Origin of the sequence: Photobacterium sanguinicancri (assembly GCF_002265265.1) — a bacterium.
In the GTDB taxonomy this organism is placed as follows: Bacteria; Pseudomonadota; Gammaproteobacteria; order Enterobacterales; family Vibrionaceae; genus Photobacterium; species Photobacterium sanguinicancri.
The window spans coordinates 1-3,233 of record NZ_NOIF01000296.1; the positions used below are offsets into that span (position 1 = coordinate 1).

Sequence of the window (3,233 nt, forward strand, 5' to 3'; positions counted from 1 at the left end):
TATAAATGTAAATTTCCTTATGGGTATAATGTAATGTTCATGGTGTATTTTTTCATTTAAATGTGACATTGTAATGGATTGCATGGGTGTTGTTGGATTTAGATAGTCGCCCTGACGTTTTATTTCGTTATTAATCGCGCTTTTACTGCGGGCTATTGATCGCCTGTAGGGCTGAGTTTGATGCGCATACTAATAATGAAATTGCTTATCTGTGATCCAGATTGTTCGAGAGATTGGCGCTGAGCCTGAATTGGGCTAATGATTTAAAGCAGGGGTAAGCGAAGTTAAATCGTCACATCCCATAATAGACATCATTAAGGAGAGAGTGGCATGAAAAGGAATTACATTATTGGTTTATTGGCATTGTTGCCGTTTACCGCTTCTGCTGATCTATTAGGGGTATCTGTAGGTGCTAGTGCGGGGGCATCACGGATTACATACGATGGCAATAGTGACTATGGCTACGAGTATGGCATTAATGCCACTTATCATATTAATGATATTTTTAGTGTGAATGCAGGCTTTGTCCAAGGCAGTGCCGAAGTTGACTCTAATTTAGCCTCTGCCAAAAATGATATTGACTATACCTCTTTTCCTATCACGCTTCGTGGCGATTTACCGTTTGTAATTGGCTCTCTTTATGCGAAAGCGGGTACTAACTACTACAATGCAGACCGCGAAATCGCAGGTCAGAAAGATACGGAAAAAGGATGGGGATTTACAGGCGGAGCGGGGGTTGTTTTGTCCTTTATTCCTGTTGTCGATCTCACATTAGGTTATGAATATCGTGACATGGGCGGCATCAGTAATAACGCCTTTATCTTATCGGTTGGTGTCGGTATTTAGTGGTATGAATATAGGTTGTTCTGACATTAATCATAAAGAATGACTGCAATAACGGGTTCAGTTGTTATGTGAAATTGAACCCTATCTCCATTCCTTTCGTATTCTCTCTTGTTCATCTAATTTAATAATGCGATGTTCCTACTCAACCTTCATGAGAACGTTTCGATTAATTCGAGAAATAATTAATTCGAGATACGATGCAAAAAGAGAGACGATGAAAAATACTGATAAGACTTATGCCAAAGTACCTCGAAGCCGTTTGTCTCGAATGAGTAAATTAGGTTCGTTAGCATCACGCGTAGCGGGCGGTATGGTTGCCGAAGGTGTGCGCCAATTAGCAAAAGGGCAAAAACCCAAAGCCAGTGATTTGCTATTAACACCGGCTAATGCAAAACGTGTCGCCGATCAATTAGCGCAATTACGCGGCGCAGCGATGAAAGTAGGGCAGTTATTGTCGATGGATGCAGGGGATTTACTGCCGCCAGAATTAACCGACTTACTCGCACGATTACGATCTGACGCTAAACCTATGCCTATTAGCCAGCTAAACCACGTGCTGGAGAGTGAATGGCAGTCCGATTGGCAAAATACCTTCGAACAATTCACCTTTTATCCTATTGCAGCCGCATCTATCGGCCAAGTTCATTCAGCCCATACCAAAGATGGCCGTTATCTCGCTCTTAAAATTCAATACCCAGGGGTAAGAGAAAGCATTGAAAGTGATGTTGATAATGTCGCAACGTTATTGAGAGTATCAGGCTTGATCCCCAAAGAAGTCGATTATCAAGGCTTGTTAGAAGAGGCCAAAAAACAGTTACACGATGAAGCGGACTATCTCTTAGAGGCGAAGCTATTACGCCAATATGCCAGCTTACTGGCGGACGATACCAACTTTTTGATCCCAGAGGTTTTTGATGATCTGACTACGCCCAATATTCTGGCGATGAGCTTTGTTGAAGGTGAAGCAATAGAAAACCTAGTTCATGCGCCACAGTCAGTGAGAAACCGTATTATTGAGTTAGCATTTACGCTCTTGTTTAGGGAGATATTTGAGTTCCGATTAGTCCAAACTGATCCTAATTTTGCTAACTTTCAATATAACCATGACACCAAGCAATTAGTCCTACTAGATTTTGGTGCGACGCGTGCTTACCCTGTTTATATCAGCGAGGGCTATCAGCAATTGATGAACGGTGCGATTGAGAACAACCGCCCCCAAATGGATGGCGCACTCGCAGGCATTGGTTTTTTTAGTCAACCTATTAATGACGCTCAGCGCCAAGCCGTTATCAACCTGTGTGAACAAGCATGCGAACCCCTGATGTTCAGCGGGGAATACGATTTTGGCTCAACCGACTTAGCGAAACGAATTAAAGAGGCCGGCACATCGCTGAGTATGGATCAAGGGTATTGGCATACGCCGCCAGCGGATGCGATCTTCTTTCACCGTAAATTAGGTGGCTTGTATTTATTAGCAGCCAAGCTTAATGCGAAAGTCGATGTCAGCGTATTGTTTGCACCGTATCGACAAGTCACTAAAGAAATACTGTCGTAGTTGGCTGAGTAATCGGCTGAGTCAATCGGCTGCGCCAGTTGGTTATATTATGGCTATGCCAGTCGAGTTTGTTGGCAAATAAGCACAGCTCATTAAAGGTATGCGAAATACAAGGATGTTTATGATAGAAGTGGTTCAGCGTGACGATTTATCTGCTGTGATTCATGTGATTGAACAAGCGATCCATCAGTCGCTTGCTGTTTCTAAAGATGAAGCCGATAGCTTAGTGGCAGGCTGTGTGGATGAAGGTCTAAAGAGCTTGTTAGACCCTAGCGGTTACATCTTTTTGTTATATCGCCAGCAACAACAGGTTGTTGGTGTTGTTTTACTTAAACCTGATAATGGTTTAAGTAGCCTATTTGTAGACCCCGCTTATCATCGAAAAGGTATAGCATCGGCATTATTGCAGTCGGCGCTGACACTACGTTTTAAAGATGATCCTACCGCGATTATTCGCTTAAATGCGTCAACCTATGCCGAGCCGTTTTATCGACATTACGGGTTTCAGCAAAATGGCGAAAAGAAAAATTTACCGGGTGGTTGTATTCCATTTTCCGCCCCGATCAATACATTAATCATCAGGTAATTTAATGCGTGGTATTTTTGAGAAAATATTAACTAGCTCCCCTACGCATTTTCACAGTATTAAGGTTCACTTAGAAAGTGGTTGTATCTGAGGAAGGTGTTTCTACATTATTATTTTTAAATGCGACAGAGTCGAAAACATTCAGAGCTCTAGCTGTTTAAAGGAGTTAATTTCAACTCATTTTAATGGTTATATAAATCATTATTCACTGATAGATTTAATAACAAACCCCCTTAATATACAATT

Annotated in this window: 4 protein-coding genes; all 4 read left to right on the plus strand. The window is 41.9% G+C overall.

Annotation, left to right across the window (positions count from 1 at the left end; translation table 11 throughout):
- The first annotated feature begins 330 nt into the window (after positions 1-330).
- The 4 genes from ASV53_RS23305 to ASV53_RS26285 all read left to right on the plus strand — a co-directional run bounded on the left by ASV53_RS23305 (position 331) and on the right by ASV53_RS26285 (position 3,078).
- The gene (locus ASV53_RS23305) at positions 331-846 is read left to right on the plus strand and encodes a porin family protein (protein ID WP_062691593.1); all 516 of its coding nucleotides are present in this window, start codon (positions 331-333) and stop codon (positions 844-846) included.
- Positions 847-1,060: 214 nt separating this feature from the next.
- A complete protein-coding gene (locus ASV53_RS23310) occupies positions 1,061-2,401 on the plus strand; it encodes an ABC1 kinase family protein (protein ID WP_094958894.1) in 1,341 nt (446 codons plus the stop codon).
- A 121-nt stretch (positions 2,402-2,522) separates the two neighbouring features.
- Positions 2,523-2,987 (plus strand): GNAT family N-acetyltransferase, encoded by a 465-nt coding sequence (locus tag ASV53_RS23315; protein WP_189337955.1) that lies wholly within the window; start codon positions 2,523-2,525, stop codon positions 2,985-2,987.
- A gap of 4 nt (positions 2,988-2,991) precedes the next feature.
- Entirely contained in the window at positions 2,992-3,078 is an 87-nt protein-coding gene (locus tag ASV53_RS26285; RefSeq protein ID WP_141226304.1) for a DUF2196 domain-containing protein, read from the plus strand.
- Positions 3,079-3,233 lie beyond the last annotated feature (155 nt).